The 19,281-nt window shown below is 65.1% G+C and carries 19 protein-coding genes; 8 read left to right on the top strand and 11 right to left on the bottom strand.

Translation table 11 applies throughout. The annotated features are described in order from the left end of the window. Position 1 precedes the first annotated feature (1 nt). Both xdhC and guaD read left to right on the top strand, forming a co-directional pair. On the top strand, positions 2-778 hold the full coding sequence (gene xdhC / locus AUL31_RS14305; RefSeq protein WP_060607864.1) for a xanthine dehydrogenase accessory protein XdhC: 777 nt from the start codon (positions 2-4) through the stop codon (positions 776-778). Next, positions 747-2,108, top strand: a complete 1,362-nt coding sequence (gene guaD / locus AUL31_RS14300) for a guanine deaminase (protein WP_073469269.1) — start codon at positions 747-749, stop codon at positions 2,106-2,108. The genes xdhC and guaD overlap by 32 nt, the downstream gene beginning before the upstream one ends. Here the strand turns inward: guaD and AUL31_RS14295 are convergent. The 5 genes from AUL31_RS14295 to puuE all read right to left on the bottom strand — a co-directional run bounded on the left by AUL31_RS14295 (position 2,047) and on the right by puuE (position 7,085). Then, positions 2,047-3,549, bottom strand: coding sequence for a nucleobase:cation symporter-2 family protein (locus AUL31_RS14295; protein ID WP_060608165.1), 1,503 nt, complete (start codon positions 3,547-3,549; stop codon positions 2,047-2,049). The two genes, guaD and AUL31_RS14295, sit on opposite strands and share 62 nt — an antisense overlap. A gap of 153 nt (positions 3,550-3,702) precedes the next feature. Further along, on the bottom strand, positions 3,703-4,293 hold the full coding sequence (locus tag AUL31_RS14290) for a deaminase (protein WP_060607861.1): 591 nt from the start codon (positions 4,291-4,293) through the stop codon (positions 3,703-3,705). Then, positions 4,286-4,798, bottom strand: a complete 513-nt coding sequence (locus AUL31_RS14285; protein ID WP_060607855.1) for an ureidoglycolate lyase — start codon at positions 4,796-4,798, stop codon at positions 4,286-4,288. The genes AUL31_RS14290 and AUL31_RS14285 overlap by 8 nt, the downstream gene beginning before the upstream one ends. Next, a complete protein-coding gene (locus AUL31_RS14280; RefSeq protein WP_060608159.1) occupies positions 4,795-5,628 on the bottom strand; it encodes a bifunctional allantoicase/(S)-ureidoglycine aminohydrolase in 834 nt (277 codons plus the stop codon). Before AUL31_RS14280 ends, AUL31_RS14285 begins: the two co-directional genes overlap by 4 nt. 11 nt (positions 5,629-5,639) lie before the next feature. Continuing rightward, positions 5,640-7,085: an allantoinase PuuE gene (gene puuE / locus AUL31_RS14275; protein ID WP_244489414.1), complete on the bottom strand. Its 1,446-nt coding sequence runs from the start codon at positions 7,083-7,085 to the stop codon at positions 5,640-5,642. Between the two features lie 157 nt (positions 7,086-7,242). Here puuE and uraH point away from each other — a divergent pair, with 157 nt between their 5' ends. Further along, the gene (gene uraH / locus AUL31_RS14270) at positions 7,243-7,605 is read left to right on the top strand and encodes a hydroxyisourate hydrolase (protein WP_060607852.1); all 363 of its coding nucleotides are present in this window, start codon (positions 7,243-7,245) and stop codon (positions 7,603-7,605) included. 11 nt (positions 7,606-7,616) lie between these two features. On the opposite strand, the gene AUL31_RS14265 is transcribed toward uraH, so the two are convergent. Continuing rightward, complete coding sequence (locus AUL31_RS14265; RefSeq protein ID WP_060607849.1) at positions 7,617-8,537, bottom strand: LysR family transcriptional regulator; 921 nt, start codon at positions 8,535-8,537, stop codon at positions 7,617-7,619. 135 nt (positions 8,538-8,672) lie between these two features. Here AUL31_RS14265 and AUL31_RS14260 point away from each other — a divergent pair, with 135 nt between their 5' ends. Then, the gene (locus AUL31_RS14260) at positions 8,673-9,884 is read left to right on the top strand and encodes a urate hydroxylase PuuD (RefSeq protein ID WP_060607846.1); all 1,212 of its coding nucleotides are present in this window, start codon (positions 8,673-8,675) and stop codon (positions 9,882-9,884) included. A gap of 12 nt (positions 9,885-9,896) precedes the next feature. Here the strand turns inward: AUL31_RS14260 and bhcR are convergent, their stop codons facing one another. Next, the gene (gene bhcR, locus AUL31_RS14255) at positions 9,897-10,706 is read right to left on the bottom strand and encodes an HTH-type transcriptional regulator BhcR (RefSeq protein WP_060607843.1); all 810 of its coding nucleotides are present in this window, start codon (positions 10,704-10,706) and stop codon (positions 9,897-9,899) included. 147 nt (positions 10,707-10,853) lie between these two features. Between bhcR and bhcA the strand changes: the two genes are divergently transcribed. The 4 genes from bhcA to bhcD are packed head-to-tail and all read left to right on the top strand — an operon-like array spanning position 10,854 to position 15,176. Further along, positions 10,854-12,044 carry an L-aspartate--glyoxylate aminotransferase BhcA gene (gene bhcA / locus AUL31_RS14250; protein ID WP_060607840.1) on the top strand — a complete coding sequence of 397 codons (1,191 nt, stop codon included), beginning with the start codon at positions 10,854-10,856 and terminating at the stop codon, positions 12,042-12,044. Positions 12,045-12,057: 13 nt separating this feature from the next. Beyond that, the gene (gene bhcB, locus AUL31_RS14245) at positions 12,058-13,020 is read left to right on the top strand and encodes a beta-hydroxyaspartate dehydratase BhcB (protein WP_060607837.1); all 963 of its coding nucleotides are present in this window, start codon (positions 12,058-12,060) and stop codon (positions 13,018-13,020) included. A gap of 11 nt (positions 13,021-13,031) precedes the next feature. Next, positions 13,032-14,195 carry a 3-hydroxy-D-aspartate aldolase BhcC gene (gene bhcC, locus AUL31_RS14240; protein ID WP_060607833.1) on the top strand — a complete coding sequence of 388 codons (1,164 nt, stop codon included), beginning with the start codon at positions 13,032-13,034 and terminating at the stop codon, positions 14,193-14,195. 15 nt (positions 14,196-14,210) lie between these two features. Next, positions 14,211-15,176, top strand: coding sequence for an iminosuccinate reductase BhcD (gene bhcD, locus AUL31_RS14235; protein ID WP_060607831.1), 966 nt, complete (start codon positions 14,211-14,213; stop codon positions 15,174-15,176). Between the two features lie 55 nt (positions 15,177-15,231). Here bhcD and AUL31_RS14230 read toward each other — a convergent pair whose 3' ends face one another. The 4 genes from AUL31_RS14230 to xylF form a co-directional block, all read right to left on the bottom strand. Next, positions 15,232-15,993, bottom strand: coding sequence for an SDR family NAD(P)-dependent oxidoreductase (locus tag AUL31_RS14230; RefSeq protein ID WP_060607828.1), 762 nt, complete (start codon positions 15,991-15,993; stop codon positions 15,232-15,234). Between the two features lie 19 nt (positions 15,994-16,012). Then, the gene (locus tag AUL31_RS14225; RefSeq protein WP_060608155.1) at positions 16,013-16,765 is read right to left on the bottom strand and encodes an ATP-binding cassette domain-containing protein; all 753 of its coding nucleotides are present in this window, start codon (positions 16,763-16,765) and stop codon (positions 16,013-16,015) included. Positions 16,766-16,848: 83 nt separating this feature from the next. After that, positions 16,849-18,150, bottom strand: a complete 1,302-nt coding sequence (locus tag AUL31_RS14220; protein ID WP_060607825.1) for a sugar ABC transporter permease — start codon at positions 18,148-18,150, stop codon at positions 16,849-16,851. 42 nt (positions 18,151-18,192) lie between these two features. Further along, positions 18,193-19,236 (bottom strand): D-xylose ABC transporter substrate-binding protein, encoded by a 1,044-nt coding sequence (gene xylF, locus AUL31_RS14215; RefSeq protein WP_060607821.1) that lies wholly within the window; start codon positions 19,234-19,236, stop codon positions 18,193-18,195. Positions 19,237-19,281 lie beyond the last annotated feature (45 nt).

Below are 19,281 nucleotides of genomic sequence, written 5' to 3'. Positions count from 1 at the left end.
CATGTTCGTGCGTGTCGCCATCGTGCGGGTCCGTGGCTCTGCCCCCCGCGAGTCCGGGACCTTCATGGACGTGCATGCCGATCGCCTCGTCGGGACCATCGGCGGCGGACAGCTCGAATACATGGCCATCGCGGAGGCGCGACGCCTTCTTGCGGCCGGCGGCGGCGCGCTGCGGATGGAGGTTCCGCTGGGGCCGGCCATCGGCCAATGCTGCGGCGGACACGTCACGCTGCAACTGACCGGCACCGAGGGCGAGGATGCCCCCGCACCAAACCTGCCGACGGTTCTGATCTTCGGCGCCGGGCATGTCGGACGCGCCCTTGCACGGGCCCTGTCGCTGCTTCCGGTTGCCTTCCGCGTCATCGATCCGCGCACGGATGAGCTTTCGCTGCTGCCCGACGGGATCGAGCGGGTGCTGACGCCCATTCCGGAGGCCGAGGTGCGCGCCGCGCCGGCCAACACGGCCTACGTGATCCTGACGCACGACCATGCGCTCGACTTTCTCCTGGCTGCGGAGGCGTTGGGGCGCGGCGATGCGGCCTATGTCGGCATGATCGGCTCTTCCACCAAGCGGGCCAGCTTCCGCTCATGGCTGCGTCGGTCCGTGCCCGGCCTTTCGGACACCGGGCTGACCTGCCCTATCGGCGCGGGCTTCTCCAGGGACAAGCGTCCGGAAGTCATCGCCGCGTTTACCGCCGCCGAGTTGATGGGGCTGTTCGGCCCCGCTGATATGAAGGAAGAAAACCATGAAGACGTTGCTGCGCGGACGCCTGCTTGATTTCCACGGCGATCCGGAGACGGACACGAACACTCACCGGTGGATCGAGGATGGCGCAATCCTGATCGAGCATGGGCGTATCGTCGCCAGCGGTCCTTTTTCCGATATGGACGGACGCGGTGCGCGCGTGGTGGATCATCGCCCGCATATCCTGATGCCCGGCTTCATCGACGCCCATATCCACTTTCCGCAGGTGCAGGTGGTGGCAAGCTGGGGCGAGCAGCTTCTCGACTGGCTCAACAGCTACGTCTTCCCGGAGGAAGGGCGTTTTTGCGATGCGGCCCACGCCCAGCGGATGGCGGAGTTCATCCTGGACGAATTTTCGCGCAACGGCACCACGACGGCGCTGGCCTTCGGCTCCAGCCACGCGACGTCCGTCGACGCGCTGATGGCCGCCGCCGAGGCGCGCAACATGTGCCTGGTGGCCGGAAAGACGATGATGGACCGGAACGCGCCGGACAGCGTCCTGGATACGGCGCAGTCCAGCTATGACGATAGCAAGGCCCTGATCGCCCGGTGGCATGGGCGCGGCAGGCTTGCCTATGCGATCACGCCGCGCTTCGCGATCACGTCGACGCAAGGCCAGCTCGAAGCGGCCGGCGCCCTGGCGCGTGAACACCCCGATTGCATCGTGCAGACGCACCTTTCGGAAAACCTTGCCGAGATCGCGTATACGCTGTCGCTCTATCCGAAGGCTCGCGATTATCTGGATATCTACGAAAGCGTCGGCCTCCTGTCGCCGCGCCTGCATCTGGCCCATGCCATCCATCTGGAAGAGCGGGAGATAGAGCGCATGGCGGAAAGCGGCGCGCGCGCCGTCCATTGCCCGACCTCCAACCTGTTCCTCGGCTCCGGCCTGTTTGCCGGGCGGACGCTGGAAGGGCGCGGTATCGTCAGTGCCATCGCCACGGATATCGGTGCAGGCACCTCCTATTCGATGCTGCGCACCCTCGCGGCGGCCTATGATGTGCGGCAGCTTCGCGGCGACAAGCTGGGCATTCTGGCCGGGTTCCACAAGGCGACGCGCGGCAACGCGCTGGCGCTCGGACTGGCACACTATATCGGCACGCTGGCCGATGGCAGCGCCGCCGATATCGTCGTTCTCGATCCGGCTGCCACGCCCGCCATGGCGCTGCGGGCGGAGCGTGCCCGCTGCCTGGAGGATGAGCTGTTCATCCTGCAGACCATGGGCGATGACCGTGCCGTCGTCGAAACCTACGTCGCCGGCAGGGCTCTCAAGGGTGGCGCAGTCGACCGTGTGGAAGCGGTCAGTGCTCTGCCACCTGCGCCGCGGCACGCAGATCCGCTTCCGTTGCGCCGGCACCGTTGAAGAACGCGTTCAACGCCACGGCCGATATGCTGGCCAGCAGGATGCCGGATTCGATCAGCGGGTGCAGCGCATGCGGCATCCACATCAGGAAATGCGGCGCGACCATCGGGATCATGCCGAAGCCCAGGCTGACCGCAACGATGAACATGTTGTGGCGGTTACGGGCAAAGTCCGCACCGGCGCCCAGGATGCGCACTCCCGTCGCCGCCACCATGCCGAACATGACGATGCCCGCGCCACCCAGGACGAAGGTCGGAATGGCTTCGGCGAGGGCGCCCATCTTGGGGACGAGCCCCAGGCATATCAGGATGACGCCGCCGGCGGCGCAGACATAGCGGGAGCGGATACCGGTAACGCCCACAAGGCCGACATTCTGAGAGAAGGACGTGTAGGGAAAGGTGTTGAAGATGCCGCCGATGACGGTTCCGAGGCCATCGGTGCGCAGGCCGGCCTCCAGCATGGGCCGGGTCAGCTTGCGCCCGGTCAGGTCGCTCAAGGCCAGGAACATGCCGGTGGACTCGATCAGGGTCACGATCATCACCAGCACCATGGTCGCGATCATGACCGGCTCGAAGATGGGCGTGCCGAAGCTGAACGGCGTGACGAAGGCGAACCAGCCGGCACTTCCCACATGGGAAAAGTCCATCATGCCGGCAAGCGCGGCCACGACGCCGCCGAGCACGATGCCGATCAGGACGCAGATATTGGACAGGAACCCGCGGCCATACCGGGCGATCAGCAGCACTACGACCAGCACGAGGGCCGAAATGGCGATGTGCGAGGGCTGGGCATAGGCCGGGTTGTCCACGGTCGCGGCCAGCCTCAGCCCGTCCGGCATTGCCGGGGCATTGGCGGCGGCGGCCTGCAGCCACGCCGCATGCGCCGGGTCCACCACCTGGGGTGCGGTGGGGCCGCGCTGAATGCCGAAGACCCAGTCTATGCCGACGCGCATCAGCGTCACGCCGATGACGAGGATGATGGAGCCCGTCACCACCGGCGGAAAGAAGCGCAGCATCCGCGCCACCAGTGGCGCCAGAAAGATGGCGATGAAGCCTGCGGCGATGATCGAGCCGAAGATCATGCGTGCGCCGTCGACGCCGGGGTTGGCCGTACCGATGGCGACCATCGGGCCGACCGCCGCGAAGGTGACGCCCATCATCACCGGCATCTTGATGCCGAACCAGCGTGTCGCGCCGAGCGACTGGATAAGCGTGACGATGCCGCAGACGAACAGGTCCGCCGAGATCAGAAGGGCCACCTGTGTCGGCGTAAGCTGCAAGGCGCGGCCGACGATAAGCGGCACGGCCACCGCGCCGGCATACATGACCAGCACGTGTTGCAGGCCCAGCGTGAACAGCTTGGGGGCCGGCAGCATCTCGTCTACGGGATGAACGCCCGTCTGCGGGCCGGCGGTATCGGCGCCAATGGAATTGGGGGTCATCAGGAACGGTCCTCCCTGTTTGTCCTGATCATGATGCGCCATGCGGCGCATCTCGGCCATGCCCCCGTTTTGTTGTTATCTGGGGCAGGGCCGATCACAGCGAGCCTACTCTGGGTTCCGCTCGCGCATTTCCGTCAGTCGGTTTGAAAGTCTTTACGACAAGGGAATGTCGTTGCCGGCCTTGGACGCCTGATACGTGCCCGAAAGCCCGTCATATGCCGAACGGATGGCATCCGCGCGGGCCCGCAGCCGGGGCCGTGCGCCATCGGGCGCCGCCTCCACCGCGCCGGCAAGGGCGGTGCTTGTCCAATAGGCGTTGGTGCGGCGGTAGCCGCCCGGCTCCAGCCCGAACACTTCCTTCAGGATGGCAAGGTCATGCGGGATGGCGAAGGCATCCCGTGAATCCTCGTGGCTGAAGAAGTAGGAGAAATTGTCGAACCCGGCCCAGGTGATCGCCGACAGGCAAAGGGTGCACGGCTCGTGCGTCGACAGGAAGACGCAGTCCCGCGTGTCGGGCCTGTCTTCCTTGCGCATTTCGTAAAAGCGCTTCAGCGCATGCATCTCGCCATGCCAAAGCGGATTTTCCAGCTCGTTGTTGGTTTCCGCCACCACCACCGACAGATCGTCCTTGCGCAGGATCGCCGCTCCGAACACCTTGTTGCCGGCGGCGACGCCGGCGCGTGTCCTGGGGACGATGTCCTGCTCGATCACGTCGAACAGCCGGTCGATCATCTCACTATTCATGGGCCATGTCCTTCGGAAGCGCGATTGTGAAGGGCTCGTCCAGGGTGAACTCTTCAAGATTGTTGCCGCTTCCGCCCCGGTCGGCCACGATGAAGTTCTGCGGTTGCCCAAGCGGCGTCAGCACGCCGTGCCAGACATTGCGATGGTAGTTGACCCCTTGTCCCGGGGCCGTCACGAACGCCTCCGGACGGCCGGGCCGGCCATCCTCGTCCGGGCAGACGACCACCAGGAAAGGCCGCCCGTCCATCGGCATGAAGGCCTGGCTACCCAGCGGGTGCCGCTCCACCAGCGTCAGGGTGAGGGGCATGTCGTAGGGTGTGCCGCAGAAGATCGACAGGATGGCCCGCGCATCCTCGCCGATGGTTTCGATGCGCGCCAGCTCGTGGAAGCGCTCGCAGCGGCCGGCATTGATCGGATAGTGATTCGTCCAATCGGTATCCAGCACATCGCCATAGGGGGCAAAGGCCGCGCGTGTCAGCGGCCTGGCCGTCACGACGGGGCTCATGCCCGGCCCCGACGCGGTAGCGCCATGTGGCGGTTGACGTCCTTGTAGAGAAGATAGCGGAAATTGCCCGGGCCGCCCGCATAGCAGGCTTGCGGGCAGAAGGCGCGCAGCCACATGTAATCGCCGGCCTCGACCTCTACCCAGTCCTGGTTGAGGTGGTAGACGGCCTTGCCCTCCAGCACGTAGAGCCCGTGTTCCATGACATGGGTTTCGGCGAAGGGGATGACCGCGCCCGGCTGCAACGTGACGATGGTCACGTGCATGTCGTGCCGAAGGTCGGCCGGGTCGACGAAGCGTGTTGTCGCCCACTTGCCGTCGGTGCCCGGCATGGGCGTCGGCGCAATCGAGGCTTCGTCGAGGAACAGCGGCTCCGGCACGTCGATACCATCGACCGCCTCGTAGGCCTTGCGCACCCAGTGGAACCGCGCAACGCGATCGCCTCCGTTGGACAGGGTCCAGTTGCTGGATGGCGGCAGATAGGCGTAGCAGCCGGCATGCAGGCGATGGGCTTCCCCGTCTACGCTGACGGTGATCTCCCCCTCGACCACGAAGAGTACGCCCTCGGCGTCCGGGTCGCTCTCGGGCCGGTCGGAGCCGCCGCCCGGCTGCACTTCCATGATGTACTGGGAGAAGGTTTCCGCAAAGCCGGACAATGGGCGCGACAATACCCACAGACGGGTTCCGGTCCAGTGCGGCAGAAGGCTGGTCACGATGTCGCTCATCGTGCCCTTCGGAATGACGGCATAGGCCTCTGTGAACACCGCCCTGTCGGTCAGCAGTTGCGTCTGCGGCGGCAGCCCGCCGGTGGGCGCGTAATAGCTGCGGTTCATCGTCTTTGCGTTCATTGCGGGAGGATCTCCTTGAGGCGCAGGGTCGCGATCCGCTCCACCTGCCGGCAGGCGGTGGCCAGTTCGCTGTCGCGGTCGTTCGAAAGGCGTTGCTCGAAAGCCGACAGGATGGACGCCTTGTCGTGGTCGCGCACGGCAATGATGAAGGGAAAGCCGAACTTGGCCACATAGGCCTCGTTGAGCTGCGTGAACTTCGCCCTTTCGTCATCGGTCAGGGCATCCAGTCCGGCCGATGCCTGCTCCCGCGTGGACTCGTCGGTCAGCCGCTTTGCCGCGGCAAGCTTGCCGGCCAGATCGGGGTGGGCCTGCAGAACGCCCAGCCTTTCCTCTGCGCTGGACGAACGGAAGGCGCGGGCCAGGGCGTTGGCAAGGCCGGCCGCGCTGTCATGCGCGGGCCCAAGCTCCAGGTCGAAAGCCCGTTCGGCGATGAAGGGCGAATGCTCGTAGATCGAGCCGAAGCGGGTGACGAAATCCGCCCGCGCCATCCGCGATGGCCGCAGCGACGGTGCCTGGTAGGGATGTCCTGCAATCCAGTGCCGCGCAATGTCGATACGCCGGGCAATCCAGACGTCCTCATGGCCCCTGACATATTCCACGAAGCGGCGGAGCGCGGCAAAGCGGCCCGGCCGCCCGATCAGGCGGCAGTGCAGGCCGATGGTCATCATCGACGGGCGGCCTTCCGCGCCTTCGGCATAATGCGTGTCGAAGGCATCCTTGAGATAGGTGAAGAACTGCTCGCCGGTGTTGAAGCCTTGCGGCGTGGCGAAGCGCATGTCGTTGGCGTCGAGCGTGTAGGGCAACACGAGCTGCGGGTCTATGCCATTGCCGTGGCCATCATGGTCGAGCCAGTAGGGCAGGTCGTCGTCATAGGTGTCCGATATCCAGACGAAGCCCTTTTCCGCTGCGGCCAGCCGCACCGACCAGCTCGATGTGCGGCCGAGATACAGGCCGGTCGGACGCTCGCCCACGACTTCGGTATGCAGCCGGATCGCCTCGTCCAGGTCTTTCGCCTCGTCGGCCTCGGCATGGTCGCGATAGTCGATCCAGCGCAGGCCGTGCGATGCGATCTCCCAATCGGCGGCCTTCATGGCCTCGACCTGCTCGGGCGAGCGGGCAAGCGCGGTTGCCACCCCGTACACCGTTACCGGCACGGCACTCTGCGTGAACAGCCGGTGCAGCCGCCAGAAGCCGACGCGCGCGCCGTACTCGTAGATGGATTCCATGTTCCAGTGGCGCTTGCCCGGCCACGGCGCCGCGCCGACGATCTCGGACAGGAAAGCCTCCGAAGCGGCATCCCCGTGCAGCACGTTGTTCTCGCCGCCTTCCTCGTAATTGACGACGAAGGATACGGCCACTTTGGCGCCCCCCGGCCAGCGCGCATCGGGCGGGTTTGGTCCATAACCCCGCATGTTGCGTACATAACGGTCGGCGGTGCCCATAGCGTCGTCTCCATTCCACTCGAAATCGAGGTTAGAATAGCTTGCCCGGCCGCATTCACCCCCACGAATTTGAAAGTCTTTCCTGCCGGACAGCATCCATGAGGTTTCGGTTCCGGCGTTAGGGTATCCTGTGCAAGTCGAAAAGAGAGAGGATCCCATGGCCGATACGACAGGACGGTTGACCACGCATGTTCTGGATACGGCAACCGGGCGTCCGGCCGCCGGCATGCGCATAGAGCTGTTCCGGCTGGACGGGGATAGCCGCGTTCACCTGAAGACGGTCGTCACCAATGATGACGGCCGGTGCGATGGGCCCATCCTGTCCGGCGCGGACTTCTCCACCGGTGTGTACGAGCTGCTTTTCCATGCCGGCGATTATCTGAAAAGCACCGCGCCCGGCCTTTCGGAACCGCTGTTCCTGGACCGTGTGCCGATCCGCTTCGGCATGGCAGAAGCGGCGCATTATCACGTACCGCTGCTGATCTCTCCGTTCAGCTACTCCACCTACCGGGGTAGCTGACGGCCTCGCCATCACGCGGCTGCCAGCGCATCGCGCACCATGCGCTGGCAGCGCGCTACCATGAACTCCAGAAACAGCCGCAGCTTGGGGTCCTGGAACTTGCGGTGCGGATAGACCGCCGCAAGCTGTACGGCAGGCGGGGGTGCCTGCGGTAGCACGACCTGCAGCCGGCCGGAGCGCAAATAAGGCTCCACCTCGAAGCGGGGCTTCATCACGATGCCGCGCCCGGCCAGCGCCCAGTCGGTCAGAACGTCGCCATCGTCCGAATCGAACGGCCCGCTCACATCCACCTTCTCCGGTCCGTCCGGCCCATGCAGCGTCCAGAAGAATTCCCGCGATCCCGGAAAGCGCAAGAGCAGGCATTCGTGCCCTCCGGTAACCAGCGCAGCGGGAACCTCCGGCACGCCCTTGCGCGCCAGATACTCCGCCGATGCCACCAGCACGCGCTCGCATTCCAGTATGCCGCGCATCCGGAGGCTGGAATCTTCCATGAGGCCAAGCCGGAAGGCCAGGTCGATGCCCTCCTTCATCATATCCACATTGTGGTCCGACAGGCGCAGCCGCACCTCGATCTCCGGAAAGCGATCGTGAAATTCGGGAATGCCGGAAGCGATGAAGCGGCGGCCGAAGCCCAGCGGCGCCGTAACGCGGATCACCCCGCGCGGCCTGTCCGACAGCGAGGCCACGTTGGCCTCCGCCTCCGCGACCGCATCCAGAACCTTCTTGGCGCCCTCATAGAAGGCGCGGCCATGTTCGGTCGGGCTGACCTGCCGGGTGGTGCGGTTGAACAGGCGTACGCCCAGATGCTTCTCGAGCTCCTTGATCCGGTGCGAGGCAACGGCCGGCGATATGCGCAGGTCTCGCCCGGCGGCGGAAAGCGTGCCCAGCTCCACCACACGGACAAAGACGGCGACATTGTCGAGATAGATCATCCGGCACGTTTCTCCCTGATGCAGTCCGGCCCGCTATCATTTTCGTCTTTCGTTTGAAAGTCATCCCGAATGCGGCATGATTTCGCCGACGGGGCGGCAGCGTAGAGTGTCCGTCCTAGCCGAGAGGGGGTGCCCGTGTACGAATTTGCGATCTTCTGGGAGTGGTTGGCCTTTGCCGCCCGCTGGCTCCACGTGGTGACGGCCATCGCCTGGATCGGCTCGTCCTTCTACTTCATCGCCCTGGATCTTGGCCTTCGCAAACGCGAGGGGCTTCCCGTCGGCGCCTATGGAGAAGAGTGGCAGGTGCATGGCGGCGGCTTCTACCATATCCAGAAATACCTGGTTGCCCCGGCCAACCTGCCGGAGCACCTGACCTGGTTCAAATGGGAAAGCTACGCCACCTGGCTGTCCGGCTTCTTCCTGCTGGCTGTCGTCTATTACACCGGGGCCGACCTGTTCCTGATCGACCGGAACGTGCTGGACGTTTCCGTACCGGTGGCGATTCTGATTTCGATGGGGTCTCTGGCCCTCGGCTGGGTGGTCTACGACCAGCTCTGCAAGTCGCCTCTCGGGCGGCACGATACGGCGCTGATGCTGCTGCTTTATGCGGTGGTGGTCTGCGTTGCCTACGGCTACACGCATCTGTTCACCGGCCGGGCGGCGCTGCTGCATCTTGGCGCGTTCACCGCCACGATCATGTCGGCCAACGTCTTCCTGATCATCATCCCGAACCAGAAGATCGTGGTGGCCGACCTGAAGGCCGGCCGCAAGCCCGACCCGAAATACGGCCGCATCGCCAAGCAGCGCTCGACGCACAACAATTACCTGACGCTGCCCGTGATCTTCCTGATGCTGTCCAACCATTATCCGCTGGCATACGGCACGGAGTTCAACTGGATCATCGCGTCGCTCGTCTTCATCATCGGCGTGCTGATCCGGCATTATTTCAACACCATGCATGCCACCGGCGCCAAGCCGCACTGGACATGGTGCGCATCCGCCGTGCTGTTTATCGTCATCATGTGGCTGTCGACCGCGCCGTCGATCCTGACCGGGCAGGAAAGGGTGTCGGCGCGGGCCGAAACGCTGATGGCATCGGCCGAGTTCAACACCGTCAAGACGACGGTCATGGGCCGCTGCTCCATGTGCCACGCCGCAGAGCCGGTTTGGGAGGGGGTCCACCGCGCGCCCAAGGGCGTGATGCTGGACAGCGGCGAGGCGATTGCCGAACATGCACGGGAAATATACGTGCAGGCCGGGCGCAGCCACGCCATGCCGCCGGGCAACATCACCTCCATGACGCCGGAAGAGCGCCAGCGCCTCGTAGCCTGGTACGAAGGTAGCTGACAGCACGCAGTTTCATGCAGCGCCAAGCCGCCGCGACACCTCGGTCGCGGCGGCTTTTACATGGGCGCCGATTTCGTCCAGGCGTTCCGTGCCCATGCGGTGCGTTGGCCCGGACACGGAAATGCCGGCAACCGCTTCGCCGTGATGATTGCGGATCGGCGCGGCCACACACCGCATGCCGGGTGACTTTTCCTCGTCGTCGACGGCAAATCCACGCTGCCGCGCCAGCGCTATGTCACGGGCCAGATCCTGCGCACTTGTCAGGGTCTTATCGGTAAAGCGCACCATCGGCACCGTTGCACAGAACGTCTCGAAGCGCGGCGCGTCGTAGGTGGACAACAGCGCCTTGCCGATACCGGAGGCATGCAGCGGCGAGAGCGTGCCCGGCGGAAAGAAGGCGCGGATCGCCTCATGCGTTTCCACCTGACTGAGGAACAGCACGAAGCCTTCCTTTTCCATGCCGAGGTTGGCTGTCTCTCCGCACAACTGCATCAGCTGGCGGAGCGCAGGGCGGCTCTGCTCCACCACGTTTGTCCGGCGCAGGAAGGACGACCCCAGCCGAAAGGCGCCGCTGCCCACGCGCCATAGTTGATCGTCCGCACCGCATTCGACGAAGTCGCGGTGTTCCAACGTTCCGAGCACGCGATGGATGGTTGCGACGGATTCGTCCAATTGATCTGCCAGGCGGCTGAGGCTGATGCCGTCCGATGCCGCGATGGCGTCCAGCACATCCAGCGCGCGGTCCACCGCCTTGACGCGTGCTTCCCCCTCCGGCTCGTTGAAAGCCTTCGGACGACCGCGCCTCCTGATTTCACCCGCCATCGCCGCCCCATTGTCTGAAAAACTGCAACACGCTGATTTCACTATAGAAAGCGTCATTCCGACACAAATGAAAATGTTTTTCAAGAAAATTTCCAATGCCGATCACCGGTGTTAGGCTGACAGCATCGTCGAGGAGGGCGTTTGCCGATGTACATGCAGAACCCCGTTTTCATACCCGGCCCGACCAACATGCCGGAAGTGCTGCGCCGCGCGGCGGATATGCCGACGCTGGACCACCGGTCGCCGCGCTTTGCCGAAATCCTGCATCCGGCGCTGGCCGGTGTGCGCAAGGTCATCAAGGGCGCCTCGTCCGAGGTTTTCGTGTTTCCGTCCACCGGCACCGGCGGGTGGGAGACGGCCATCACCAACACGCTCAGCCCGGGCGATACGGTCCTTGCCGCCCGCTTCGGCATGTTCAGCCACCGCTGGATCGACATGTGCCGCCGCCACGGCCTGAATGTCGAACTGGTCGAGGAGGCATGGGGCAACGCGCTTCCCATCGAGGCTTATGAAGCGCGCCTGCGCGCCGACCGGCAGCATCGCATCAAGGCCGTTCTGGCCACGCACAACGAAACGGCCACCGGCGTTCGCTCGGACATCGCGGCGGTTCGCCGCGCGCTTGATGCCGCCAACCATCCGGCGATGCTGTTCGTGGATGGGGTAAGTTCCATCGCGTCGATGGATTTCCGCATGGACGAGTGGGGTGTCGATATCGCCGTCACCGGCTCGCAGAAGGGATTCATGCTGCCCGTGGGCCTTGCCATCGTGGCCTGCTCGCCGCGCGCGATGGACGTGATGGCGGATGCGAAACTGCCGCGCACCTTCTTCGACATCGCCGACATGCGTGCGCGCTACGCCGACGGCGCCTATCCCTATACGCCCAGCGTCGGCCTGTTGAACGGGTTGAAGCTGGCGACCGAGATGCTGCTGACCGAAGGGCTCGACAATGTCTTTGCTCGGCATCGGCGGATCGCCGAGGGTGTCCGCGCGGCGGCAAGGGCCTGGGCGATGCCGCTCTGCGCCACGCGTCCGGAGATCGCCTCCGATACGGTCACCGCCGTCATGACGCCGCAGGGCTTCGACGCAACGCGGCTGGTGGCCCATGCCAGCACCAAGTACGACGTCGCCTTCGGCGTCGGCCTCGGCGAAGTGTCAGGCAAGCTGTTCCGCATCGGGCATCTCGGCAGCCTCAGCGACGTCATGGCGCTGTCCGGCATAGCGACCGCCGAAATGGCGATGGCCGATCTTGGATTGCCGATCACGCTGGGCAGCGGCGTCGCCGCCGCACAAGAGCATTATCGCAGCACACAAGCCGCCGAAGCCCGGCTCGCCGCCTGACGGGGGAAACACAATGACCATACCCAGCTATCAGGACATGCTTGCGGCGCGCGAGCGGATCGCGCCCTACATCCATCGCACGCCCGTCCTGACATCGCAGCATATCGACGGCCTTGCCGGCGCCAGCCTCTTCTTCAAATGCGAGAACATGCAGAAGGCGGGGGCTTTCAAGGCACGCGGCGCATCCAACGCCGTTTTCGGCCTCAGCGACGAACAGGCCGCGCGCGGCGTTGCGACCCACTCGTCGGGCAATCACGGCACGTGCCTGGCCTATGCCGCCGGGCGGCGGGGCATTCCCTGCACCGTCGTCATGCCGCGCACCGCGCCGCAGGCCAAGAAGGATGCCGTACGCGGCTACGGCGCCGAGGTGGTGGAGTGCGAGCCGTCGACCACCTCGCGGGAGGCCGTCTTTGCCGAGGTCGTGGCGCGCACCGGTGCCGAGTTCGTGCATCCCTACAACGATCCGCGCGTCATTGCCGGGCAGGGCACCTGCGCCCTGGAGCTGAACGACCAGATCGACGGCCTCGACGCCGTGATCGCGCCCATCGGCGGCGGCGGCATGGTGTCCGGCACCTGCCTGACCTTGTCCACGCTGGCCCCGCATATCCGCATCTATGCTGCCGAACCGGAGCAGGCGGACGATGCCTACCGAAGCTTCAAGGCCGGGCATATCATTGCCGACGACGCTCCGGAAACCATCGCCGACGGCCTCAAAGTACCCCTAAAGGACCTGACCTGGCATTTCGTCAGCCGCAACGTGACCGATATTCTGACCGTTTCCGAGACGGAGATCGTCGATGCGATGAAGCTGATCTGGAAGCGGCTGAAGATCGTCATGGAGCCTTCCAGCGCCGTGCCGCTGGCGGCCATACTGAAGAACAAAGAGCTTTTCGCCGGCCAGCGTGTCGGCGTCGTGATCACCGGCGGCAATGTCGACCTCGACAAGCTGCCCTGGAACCAGCCGAACGCTCAGTGAGGAGAGAGCCCATGGATACGGAAACGAAATTCGCCGGCCTCGAGGTCGGTTACGACATTCCCGCCCTGCCGGGCATGAGCGCGGACGAAATCCAGACACCCTGCCTGATCCTGGACCTCGACGCGCTGGAAGCCAACATTCGCAAGATGGGCGACTACGCCAAGGCGCATGGCATGGCGCATCGCGCGCATGGCAAGATGCACAAGTCGGTCGATGTCCTGCGCCTGCAGCAGGAGCTGGGCGGCGCCATCGGCGTCTGCTGCCAGAAGGTTTCGGAGGCGGAGGTCTTCGTGCGGGCCGGCGTCAAGGACGTGCTCGTGTCCAACCAGGTGCGCGATCCGGCCAAGATCGAGCGGCTGGCGCGCCTGCCGCTGCATGGCGGCCGCGTGATCGTCTGCGTCGACGATGTGGCCAATGTCGCCGATCTGTCGCAGGCCGCACAGCGCAACGGCACGGTTCTGGACTGCTTCATCGAGATCGATTGCGGGGCAGGGCGCTGCGGCGTCACCACCACCCCGGCAGTGCTGGAGATCGCGCGCGCCATCGCCGGCGCACCAAGCCTTCGCTTCACCGGCATACAAGCCTATCAGGGGGCCATGCAGCACATCGACAGCTACGAGGAGCGCAAGGCCAAGCTGGATGCCGCCATCGCCCAGGTGCGCGATGCGGTCGAGGCGCTGAAGGCCGAGGGGCTGGAGCCGCAGATCGTCAGCGGCGGCGGCACCGGAAGCTATTATTTCGAGAGCAATTCGGGCCTGTACAACGAACTGCAATGCGGCAGCTATGCCTTCATGGACGCCGACTATGGGCGCATCCACGACAAGGACGGGAAGCGCATCGACAAGGGCGAATGGCAGAACGCGCTGTTCATCCTGACCAGCGTGATGAGCCACGCCAAGCCCGACAAGGCCATCTGCGATGCCGGCCTGAAGGCGCAATCGGTGGATTCCGGGTTGCCGTTCATTTACGGGCGCGACGATGTGAAATACATCAAATGCTCGGACGAGCATGGGGTCATCGAGGATGCAAACGGCGTTCTGAAGATCAACGAAAAGCTCAAGCTCGTGCCCGGGCATTGCGATCCTACCTGCAATGTCCATGACTGGTATGTCGGCGTGCGCAACGGCGTCGTCGAAACCGTGTGGCCGGTCTCGGCGCGCGGCAAGGCCTATTAAGCGGAGCGCATCGACTTGATTATCGTACCCGAACGCGACATTGCCGGCCTGATCGGGCCGGCAGACTGCTTTGTGGCCGTGGAAGGCGTATTCGCCGCCATGGCACGGCGCACCGCGCGCAACTTCCCGGTGGTGCGCGAGGCGCTCGGCCACGCCGACGCCCTCTACGGTTTCAAATCCGGCTTCGACGGCGAAAGCCTGGCGCTTGGCCTCAAATCCGGCGGCTTCTGGCCGGGCAACATGGCGAGGGGGCTGACCAACCACCAGTCGGCCGTCTTCCTGTTCGACGCCGATACCGGCCAATGCCGGGCCATCGTCGGCGGCAACCGGCTGACGGCCCTGCGCACCGCCGCCGCGTCGGCCATCTCCATCAAGTATCTGGCGCGCCAGGATGCCCGAACCCTCGGCATCATCGGGGCAGGGCACCAGTCCACCTTCCAGCTTGAGGCCGCGCTGGAGCAGCGCGCCTTCGAGAAGATCGTCGGCTGGAATGTCGAGCCGGAGATGCTGTCGAAGCTGGAAGAGGTTGCGGCCCGGCGCGGCCTGCCGTTCGAGCGCGTCGACCTCGACGGCCTCGGTGCGCAGGCCGACGTGATCATCACCATCACCTCGTCCTTCGCTCCGATCCTGAAGGTCGCACAGGTGCGGCCCGGCACGCACATCGCCTGCATGGGCACCGACACCGTCGGCAAGCAGGAGGTGGAGGCGGAGCTGGTTGCCCGCGCGAGCGTCTTTACCGATGAGGTGGCACAGGCGGTGACGCTGGGCGAAAGCCAGCACGCGGTTGCCGCCGGCCTTGTCGATGCCGGATCGATCGTAGAGATCGGCCAGGTGGTTACGGGCGGGCATGCCGGCCGCACCACGCCGGAGGAAATCACCCTCTTCGACGGAACCGGCGTCGGCCTGCAGGATCTGGCGGTCGCATCGGCAATCGTGGACCTGGCCGTGCGCAAGGGCATTGCGACAGAAGTGGAATTCTGACGCCCCTGCCGCGCGACCCTGGTCGCGCGGCGACAATGGATGCAGGCAAGTGCGTTCAGTACCGCGGGAAGTTCGCCTGCGTGAAGACGCCGCCGTCCACCCAAAGCGTCTGGCCGGTGACGAAGCCTGCGGCGTCGCTTGCGAAAAACAGCACCGGCCCGGCAATGTCTTCCACCGTGCCGACGCGGCCGAGCGGCGTGATGGCGCCCCAGCTTCCGGCATAGTCGCCCGTTTCCGCCGCAGTTCGCTCGTTCAGGATCGCGCCCGGCGCAACGCAGTTGACGCGGATGCCATAGCGGCCAAGCTCGACGGCGGAGACTTTGGTGAACTGCTCTATGCCGCCCTTTGACGCCGTGTAGGCGACAAGGTTGGCGAAGGCCAGCTTGTTGCAACCGGACCCGATATTGACGATCGCGCCGGCAATGCCGGCTTCGATCATCTTCTTGGCGGCCTCGCGCGTGTTCAGGAACGTCCCTTTGACGTTGGTGCGCAGGACCAGGTCCCAGTCATCCGAGGTCGTTTCGAGAAGGGGGCCCCAGGTCTGCACGCCGGCATTGTTGACCAGAAGATGCGGGGCCGTGCCGGCCCATTCCTGCACCGCGTCATAGAAGGCGACGACATCCCCCTCCTGGCCGACATCGCATCTGTGCCCGAAGCCGCGACGCCCTGTGGCTTCCACCTCGGCGATGAGGCTTTCGGTCATGTCGGGGCGGTCGATCCACGAAAAGGCAACGTCGTAGCCCGCGCCGGCCAAGGCCGTGACGAGGTGGCGGCCGATGCCGGTATTGCCGCCGGTGACGACTGCAAGTCTGCTCATGATGACAAAGCCTCTTTTCTCAATCCACCATCGCGCCGGGCCCCGGCTTGGCCCCCGGCGGGCATTTGCCCAGAATGATCATGCCGAGGACCTCGTCCTTGGTGACATCGGAGGTCAGCGCCTCGCCGACGACCTTGCCGTTCTTCATGACGACGACCCGGTCGGCAAGGTCGAACACGTCATGCAGGTCGTGGCTGATGAGGAAGATGCCGATACCGTCCTTCTTCAATTCCTTGACCAGTTCGCCCACCTGCGCCGTTTCCTGCGGGCCGAGTGCTGCTGTCGGCTCGTCCATGATGAGGATGCGGGCGTTGAACAGGATGGCCCGAGCGATGGCCACCGATTGGCGCTGGCCGCCCGAAAGGGCTTTCACCGGCTCTTTGAAGCGGCGGAAATTCGGGTTCAGGCGCCCCATCACCTTGCGCGCCTCGGCCTCCATGCCCGCATCGTCCAGCGTGCCCCAGGGCGTCAGCATCTCGCGCCCGAGGAACAGGTTTGCCGCCGCATCGACATTGTCGGCCAGCGCCAGCGTCTGGTAGATCGTCTCGATGCCGTGGGCCTTGGCATCGCGCGGATTGGTGATGGACGTAGCCTCCCCATTGACGCGGATTTCGCCGCTGTCGCGCCGATACGCCCCGGACAGGATCTTGATGAGGGTCGATTTGCCGGCGCCGTTGTGGCCCAGCAAGGCCACGACCTCACCCGGATACAGGTCTACCGAGGCGCGCTCCACTGCATGGATGCCGCCGAACGCGATGGAAATGTCTTCCATGGCCACCAGCGGCGCGCCGGACCGGTCGATGGCATCCGAAGTGCCGCGCCCATGGTCGGCGATATCCTCGATCGTCGTCGCGATCATGCCGTCCTCCTGCGGTAGACGCCGTCGATCCAGACGGCAATGACGAGTACGATACCCACGATGATCGCCTGCAGGGGCGAATCTATACCCAGCAGGACCATCCCCGATTGAAGTGACTGCATCACCACCGCGCCGATCATCGCGCCGGCCACCGTGCCGACGCCGCCGGCCAGCGACGTGCCGCCGATAACGGCTGCCGCGATCACGTACAGTTCGTCCAGCGTGCCCTGGGCATTGGTGGCGGCGTTGAGGCGCGCAGTGGAGATCATCGCGCCGAGGGCGGCAAGGCCTCCCATCAGCATGAACACCTTCGTCAGCACCCAGCGGGTGTTGATGCCGGCCAGCTCCGCGGCTTCCGGGTTGCCACCGATGGCAAAGACATAGCGGCCGAACCGGGTGCGCGTGGTCACGAAGGTCATGACGATGCCAACCACCACGGCGATCAGCACCGGAATGGCGATGCCGTAGCCGATGGACAGTCCGCCATCCGGCACGGTGATGCCGTTGGCCTCGGCATAGCGGTTGGCGATTGCCGATGGCCATTTGTAGGCGTTCAGCACCGCCGCGCTGACCAGGATGCCGCCGCAGGCGACACCGCCCAGCAGCAGCTCTGCCCAGATGGGGCGCTGCGGAAAGTTGAAACGGCGGCGGCGCCGGCGGCCGGCGACGAACGAGATACAGACGACCACGCATGCCAGCGCCGCGATGACCCAGGTCCACGTTTCGCCGAGCGAGCCGTCCGCTCCGCCACCCATCAGGCGGAACGTCGAATCCATCGGCGCGACCGTCTTGCCGGAGGTCAACCACCACGCCCCGCCGCGCCAGACCAGCAGCCCGCCGAGCGTGACGATGAAGGCCGGCACGCCGGCATAGGCGATGATGACGCCCTGCAATCCGCCGATGGCCACACCCACCGCCACGCCGGCCAGGCTGGCGATCAGCCAGTTGAACGGTCCTTCGAAGCCCAGAAGCGGCGGCAGGTACTGCACCTGCGTGACCGCCATGATCATGCCGGTGAAGCCCAGGATCGAACCGACCGACAGGTCGATGTTGCGGGTTACGATCACCAGCACCATGCCCGTCGCCATGACGGCGACGGACGCTGTCTGTACCGACAGGTTCCACAAATTGCGGGGCGTCAGGAAGATGCCACCGGACAGGACATGGAAGACCAGCCAGATAACCAGAAGAGCACCGAGCATGCCGAGCATGCGCGTATCCACTTCCGTGGCGCGCAGCGCGCGCGTCAGCAATCCGGCGCCGCCATCACGGCGGCGCTCCACTGTTGCATCGGACATGCGATCGGACTCCTCGTTACGTACGACCGTGAAGCGGCCGGCTTAGTCGCAGGCCGGCACGGAGCCGCTCGCGACACCCTGGCAGACGACATCCTTGGAGACCCAGCCGGAGTCGATGATGGTGCCGAGATTTTCCTTGGTGATCGCAACGGGCGTCAGGAAGAGCGAGTTCATTTCCACCCCGTTCGGACCGCCGTTGAAGGTGGTGGCGCCCTCGACATCGGTCATCGCCGTGCCGTCGGCCAACTGAAGGGCGATTTCGGTCGCCTCGCGTCCGAGCTCGCGGGAGTCCTTCCAGACCGATACCGTCTGCGTGCCGCGTGCGATGCGGTTGAGCGCGGCATGGTCGGCATCCTGGCCGGAAACCGGCACCGAGCCTGCAAGGCCCTGCGCTTCCAGTGCAGCGATGGCGCCGCCGGCCGTGCCGTCGTTTGCAGCCACCACCGCAGCGACCTCGTTGTTGTTGGCCGTCAGGAACTGCTCCATGTTGGCCTGCGCGTTTTCAGGCAGCCAGCCATCGGTATAGGCTTCGCCCACATTGACGATCTCGCCGGAGTCGATCTTCGGCTTCAGCACTTCCATGGCGCCGGAAAACAGGAAATCGGCATTGGGGTCGGCCGAGCTGCCCTTGATGAACACGTAATTGCCGGTCGGGGCGACCTTCTCGACCTCGCGGGCCTGGATGCGGCCGACCTCGACATTGTCGAAGGTGATGTAGAAGGCATCCGGATTTTCGATCAGCCGGTCATAGGCGATCACCGGGATGCCCTCGTCGACCGCGCGCTGCACGGCCGGGCCGATGGCGCTGGAATCCTGTGCCAGAACGATCAGGGCGTCCGCACCCTGGCTGAGCAGGCTTTCGACGTCCGTCAACTGCTTTGCCGCCGAAGACTGCGCGTCGGCGGAGATGTACTTGGCGCCGGCTTTTTCCAGCGCTTCCTTGATAGCGCCTTCGTCGACCTTCCAGCGCTCTTCCTGGAAGTTGGACCACGATACGCCCACGGTCTTGCCTTCCTGGGCCGAAGCGACCGAGCCCAGCACAAGGGAAAGCGCCGCGCAGCCAAGCGCGATACGAATGGTCTTCATCTGATCCTCCCATGCCGCCGATCCGGCGGCGAACCTCTCCCGACG

It is taken from the genome of Aureimonas altamirensis (genome assembly GCF_001463885.1).
Taxonomy (GTDB): Bacteria; Pseudomonadota; Alphaproteobacteria; order Rhizobiales; family Rhizobiaceae; genus Aureimonas; species Aureimonas altamirensis.
Note: the sequence above shows the minus strand (reverse complement) of the source record. Positions and strands in the feature narration are given on the sequence as shown.